This window comes from Microtetraspora sp. AC03309 (assembly GCF_020826795.1).
GTDB lineage: Bacteria > Actinomycetota > Actinomycetes > Streptosporangiales > Streptosporangiaceae > Microtetraspora > Microtetraspora glauca.
The window spans coordinates 1-5,515 of the sequence record NZ_JADDIL010000158.1; the positions used below are offsets into that span (position 1 = coordinate 1).

Consider the following 5,515-nt stretch of genomic DNA (forward strand, 5'->3'; position numbering starts at 1 on the left):
CTCATCCCCGCCCCCGTACGCAACCACAACCTCGTCGACCCATGCCCATACGCCCTCGCCTCACCAGCAGCATGGACCCGCTCCACCCGCGCCGCGACCGCCGAAACCAGCCGATCCCGCGCGAACAACAGATCCTCCGCCTCGGCCAGACACACCCCCGCAGACTCCGGCAACGCTGCGAGCGCCAACGCGGACGCCGCCTCCCGAACCGAGGCCACCAACGGCCACGACACCCGACCCCACCCCGGACCCCGACCTGCAGCACCACCACCGCCGCCGACCTCACCCCCGGCTCCAGCGCCTTCGCCCGCCTCTTCGCCGGCGCGGTATCCCTCGCCCGTGACAACACCGGCGCCCACGCCCACACCGCCAGCGCTACCGATACCGGAACCTTCGCCTATGCCATCGCCGCCGATGCCGATGCCGATGCCGTCAGCGGCAACGCCACGGATGCTTCCCTCATCGGCACAGGCACGAGCGTCCCGATGGATGCCGCCACGCGCACAGCGAGGAACGTCCCCACGGGCATTGTCATTGGCCTCGTCGCGAGCATTACTACGAACATCACGATGAACAGCACCACCGGAATTGCCATCGGCATCGTCACGAAAAAAGGTAGGAGTTCCGCTACGGACACCGTTGCGCGCACTGTCGTTAATGTCACCGAGAATGCCGTCACGGGCGTCACCAGGGGACCCATCGCGAATACCATGCCGAGCATCGCGGGGAGGCGTACCGAAGGCACTGCGACTGTCGCCAGAATCCCCGCAGGCGCCATCGCGAGCCCCGCAGGTGCCGTCGTGGGAATTTCGCCGAGGATCGTCGTACGCATTTCCGGACGTACTGACACTGCCGTTACCGGAGACGCTGCCGAAGGTGCCATCGAGGGCGTGATCGAGCGCGAGCGCCGAACCGCCGCGCGACGCGCGGGCCGCCCCGAGCGCCCCCACCTGCGCCCACCACTCGGCATCGCACGGCCCCTTAAGAGAACGGCGTGGCCGATTTTCCGTAGAGAACTCGAAAGACCCAAATGCCCCGTTCACGCCACCCCCCCTGAGCGGTATCCGAACATCTACACGAATTATTGCACGACGGCTTCGCGGGAGACAACGAATTCTGTCGCAGATCTCGATGAAATTAGCGACACACTATTTCTGGACATATACGCCAAATCAATTTAGTTCGCTTGAACATCCGAGACGCACGCCACCTGCGACATACGACGATCTTTCCTGTGGCATCACAGCCTCAGCGACACATCCCCGATACACCCCAGACAAACCGTCGGATATAGGAATGCCGGGAAGGCGAACCCGCAACAATCGAATCCATAAAAACCCCACGAATTCGGGAGACCCATCACCGTCCCGGCCCGGACGCTCCCGGCCGGCCGCGCGTCCAAACCGCCCCACCCCTGATCGACCTGTCGCACCGCCAATCCAGGCGTCCGCTTCCGGGCCGCCCTCCTCTGGAGGGGCCTGGTCGGGCCTGGATGGACACGACGACAGGGATGGCCGGACGAGGACGGCCTGTACCAGTGGTCAGTGCCGGGCCGCCCGGCCTCACGCACTCCACCCTGGGGACGTCGCCTCCGCCCACGGATTCACACGCCCTTGGGACGTGACCGGGACCACCACCCCCACGCCCTTGGGACGTCGCTTCCCCCCACGGATTCACACGCCCTTGGGACGTGACCGGGACCACCACCCCCACGCCCTTGGGACGTCGCCTCCGCCCACAGATTCGCACTTCCGACCTGCGACGCGGCGCGGGAAGGAACGGCGGCACGACCTACGTCTCGCCCCCGGAGGGCCACGAAACACGGCCCGAGGGACGGCGAAAACGGCGTGTGCGGGGGGGTTCCCAACCGTCCGGAAATTCGTTATAACAACCTAACGATGTAACGACGCCACCAAGTGCGGCGCCGTACAGCGGGGAGGAGGCAACCCCCTTGAGGATCACCGGAGTGATCTCCCTTGGCGCCGCGTTGGCGCTCACGCTCACCGCATGTGGCGGCTCGGGCGACACGGGGAACGACGGCGGCAAGCAGACGATCTCGTTCCTCACCCACTGGGGACCCGAGCAGGTGACGGCCCTGAAGGCGGCCGCCTCCGAGTTCCAGAAGAAGAACCCCGGTGTCACCGTCGACGTGCGAGCGGTCCCGTTCGCCAACCTGCTCAGCACGCTGAGAACACAGGGAGCGAGCCCCAACGGCCCGACGATCGCCGGGATCTACGACCTCTGGCTGCCCGAGCTGGTCAGGGACGGCATCGCCGCGCCCGCCCCGGCCACGGCCGCCGCCGACCTCAAGGCCAACTGGCCCGCCAACCTGGTGGACGGCATCACCAAGCAGGGCGCCGCGCGCGGCTACCCCAACGAGGTCGATCTCTACGCGCTGAACTACAACAAGAAGCTCTTCGCCGAAGCGGGCATCGCGGCGCCACCCAAGACCTGGGACGAGCTGGTCTCCGCCGCCGCCAAGCTGACGAAGCGCGACGGCGACAAGGTCACGCAGCAGGGCTTCGGCGTCATCACGAGCTGGCCCGCGGGCGTCGTCCACCCCTGGCTGTCGCTCGTCGGATCGAACGGCGGCGCGCTGCTCGACGGCAGCACCCCCAAACTCGACGATCCGAAGGTCCTCGCGGCGGCCGAGCTGTACGCCCGGCTCGTCAAGGAGGGCTCGACCCAGCCGTCCATGAGCAACGCGAACGCGAACACCACCGGCCCTTACCTCGACAACTTCGTCAACGGCAAGACCGGCATGATCATCATGGCCAACTGGTGGCAGAGCGCGCTCAAGGAGGCCATGGGCGACAAGTACGGTGACGTCGCCGTGGCCCCGCTGCCCGTCGGGCCGGGCGGCACCGCGTCCGCGCCGGTCTCCTACTCGTGGCTCACTGTCGTGAACGGCAAGGCGACGACGGCCAAGCAGGACGCCGCCTGGAAGTTCCTCGCGTTCCTCAACGGCCCGGAAAGCGGCAAGAACGGTTCCTCGGCCATGGGCGACATCCTGATGTCGATGGGCATCCTGCCCAGCCGCACCAGCGACCTGACCGCGCACAAGAGCGACCTCTCCGACCCGTTCATCGCGGCGTACGTGGCCGAGCTGCCGAACGCGAAGCCGTTCCCGGCCGTGCTGGGCGGTGAGGCCATGAGCCAGGCCGTGCAGAAGCACATCGAGAACGTCGTCTTCGGCAAGGAGACCGCGCAGGAGGCGATGGCCGCGGCGCAGAAGGAGGTCGCGGACATCCTCACCAAGGCCGGCGCATGACGGTACGGACTCGCTCCACCACCGCCGTCCGGGCGACGCCCGGACGGCGGGCGGGAGCTCGGGGGATCTCCAGGAGGGCCGCGGCGGTCGCCTTCCTGTCGCCGTCCATGGCGGTCATCGGCGTGTTCGTCGCCGTGCCGATCGCGCTGACCTTCTGGATCAGCCTGCACGACTGGTCGATGTACACGCCGCTGTCCGAGATGTCGTGGCGGGGCCTCGGCAACTACCAGGATCTGCTGGCCAGCCAGGAGTTCTTCACCGCCCTCCGTAACACCGTGATCTACGTGCTGCTCGTCCTGGTGGTCACGATCCCCCTCGCTCTCGCGCTCGGGATGCTGCTCTACTTCCCGAAGAACGCGGGCAAGGGCGTGGCCAGAGCGGCGCTGTTCTCGACGTACGTCGTGCCGACCGTCGCCATCGCGATCGTGTGGGGCGCGCTCTACGCCCCCGACTACGGCCCGATCGCCCAGGCGTTCGACGCCGTCGGGTTGGACGCGCCGGCCTGGCTCAGCGATCCGGGCACGGCCCTGGTCTCGCTCGTCGTCTTCCACGTGTGGCAGATGATCGGTTACTACACGATCCTGGTCATCGCCGGGCTCACCCAGATCCCGATCGACCTCTACGAGGCGGCCCGCATCGACGGAGCGGGATTCTGGCGGCAGACCGTGAGCGTCACGCTGCCCCTGCTGCGCCGTACGACCACGTTCATCGTGCTGATCGCGATCATCAACGCGATCCAGGTCTTCGACCCGGTCTACATCCTCACGCAGGGTGGCCCGGCGGAGAGCACCACGGTGCTGTCGTTCGCCATCCAGCGGTCCGCCTTCCAGTACGGCCTCGCCGGTCAGGCGAGCGCGATGGCGTTCAGCCTGCTGCTGATCCTGGTCGCCGTCGCCGGTGTCGTACTCGCCGCGATGAGGAGGCGGTCATGAAGCATGCCGTACGCGTGGCGACCGCGCTGGCATTCGCGCTGGTCATGCTGGTGCCGCTGTTCCCGCTGTACTGGATGGTGATCTCGGCGCTCAAGGGGCCGGAGGAACTGCAGAAGGTCCCCCCGACCTGGTTCCCCGCCGACCCGTCGTTGGGCGCGTTCGGCGAGGTGTTCCAGGTCATCCCGTTCGGCGACGCGTTCCTCAACAGCGTGCTGATCGCCGGGGTGTCGACCCTGTCGGTGCTGGTGACCAGCGTGATGGCCGGATACGTGTTCGCGAAGTACCGCTTCAAGGGGCGCGACGTGCTGTTCTGGGCCGTCGTCGCCACGATGTTCCTGCCGCCGATCGTCACCCTCGTCCCGCTGTACTGGCTGGTCTCGACCATGGGCCTGGCGGACTCGTATCTCGGCGTGATGCTGCCCTGGCTGGCGAACGCGTTCGGGATCTTCCTGATGCGGCAGTTCATCTCGGACGTGCCCGACGAGCTGATCGACGCGGCGCGCATCGACGGCGCGTCGGAGGCGCGGATCCTGTGGCGGGTGATCACGCCGTTGCTGCGGCCGGCCGTGGTCAGCCTGGCGATCTTCGCGTTCGTCTTCTACTGGAACAACTTCCTGTGGCCGCTGTCGATCCTGCAGTCGGACGACAAGTTCCCCGTGGTCCTCGCGCTGAGCCGCCTGCTCTCCTACAGCACGAGTGTGCGCTACCAGAACGTCGTCATGGCGGGGGCGCTGATCGCCAGCGTGCCGACCATGCTGGTCTTCCTGCTCGCGCAGCGGGTGTTCGTGCGGAGCGTCGCGCGTACGGGGGTGAAGGGTTGATCTTCATCGGGATCGACGTGGGCGGCACGTCCGTCCGCGTGCTGACCGAGACGTCCGGCCGGCGCGGTGAGATCGTCTCCGTTCCCGTCGCCGGCTCGTACGACGCCTTCCTCGACCAGATAGCGACCCTGTGCGCGGCGGCCGGACGGCCGGAGGCGGTCGGGGTGGGGCTTCCGGGGACGTCGGACGGCGACCGCCCCCTGTTCGTCCCCGCGCTGCCCTGGATCGAGGGCCGGCCCCTCCGGGAGGACCTGGAACGGCGGCTCGGCACGACGGTGCGGCTCGGCCTGGACGGCCATCTCACCCTGCTCGCCGAGGCGGCCGAGGGCGCGGCCAGGGGGGCGAGGTCCGCCGTACTGCTGGCCGTCGGCACGGGCATCGGCGGGGCGCTGCTGGTGGACGGCCGGATCTGGAAGGGCGCGCACGGCAGCGCGGGCTCGTGGGGCTGGCTGCCCGCGCCGCCTCCCGAGCCCGGCCCGGCACCCGAACCC

General features: G+C 68.1%; 5 protein-coding genes. 4 read left to right on the forward strand and 1 reads right to left on the reverse strand.

The window, feature by feature from the left end; all coding sequences use genetic code 11:
• Window positions 1–397: 397 nt before the first annotated feature.
• Window positions 398–832 carry a hypothetical protein gene (locus tag IMZ11_RS41685; RefSeq protein WP_228648973.1) on the reverse strand — a complete coding sequence of 145 codons (435 nt, stop codon included), beginning with the start codon at window positions 830–832 and terminating at the stop codon, window positions 398–400.
• Window positions 833–1,951: 1,119 nt separating this feature from the next.
• Between IMZ11_RS41685 and IMZ11_RS41690 the strand changes: the two genes are divergently transcribed.
• The 4 genes from IMZ11_RS41690 to IMZ11_RS41705 form a co-directional block, all read left to right on the forward strand.
• Window positions 1,952–3,271, forward strand: coding sequence for an ABC transporter substrate-binding protein (locus tag IMZ11_RS41690; RefSeq protein WP_228648975.1), 1,320 nt, complete (start codon window positions 1,952–1,954; stop codon window positions 3,269–3,271).
• A complete protein-coding gene (locus IMZ11_RS41695; RefSeq protein WP_228648977.1) occupies window positions 3,268–4,203 on the forward strand; it encodes a carbohydrate ABC transporter permease in 936 nt (311 codons plus the stop codon). The genes IMZ11_RS41690 and IMZ11_RS41695 overlap by 4 nt, the downstream gene beginning before the upstream one ends.
• Entirely contained in the window at window positions 4,200–5,024 is an 825-nt protein-coding gene (locus IMZ11_RS41700; RefSeq protein WP_061260903.1) for a carbohydrate ABC transporter permease, read from the forward strand. Before IMZ11_RS41695 ends, IMZ11_RS41700 begins: the two co-directional genes overlap by 4 nt.
• Window positions 5,021–5,515: ROK family protein (locus IMZ11_RS41705; RefSeq protein ID WP_228648979.1), on the forward strand; the 495-nt coding region annotated here is incomplete at its 3' end. The genes IMZ11_RS41700 and IMZ11_RS41705, both read left to right, overlap by 4 nt.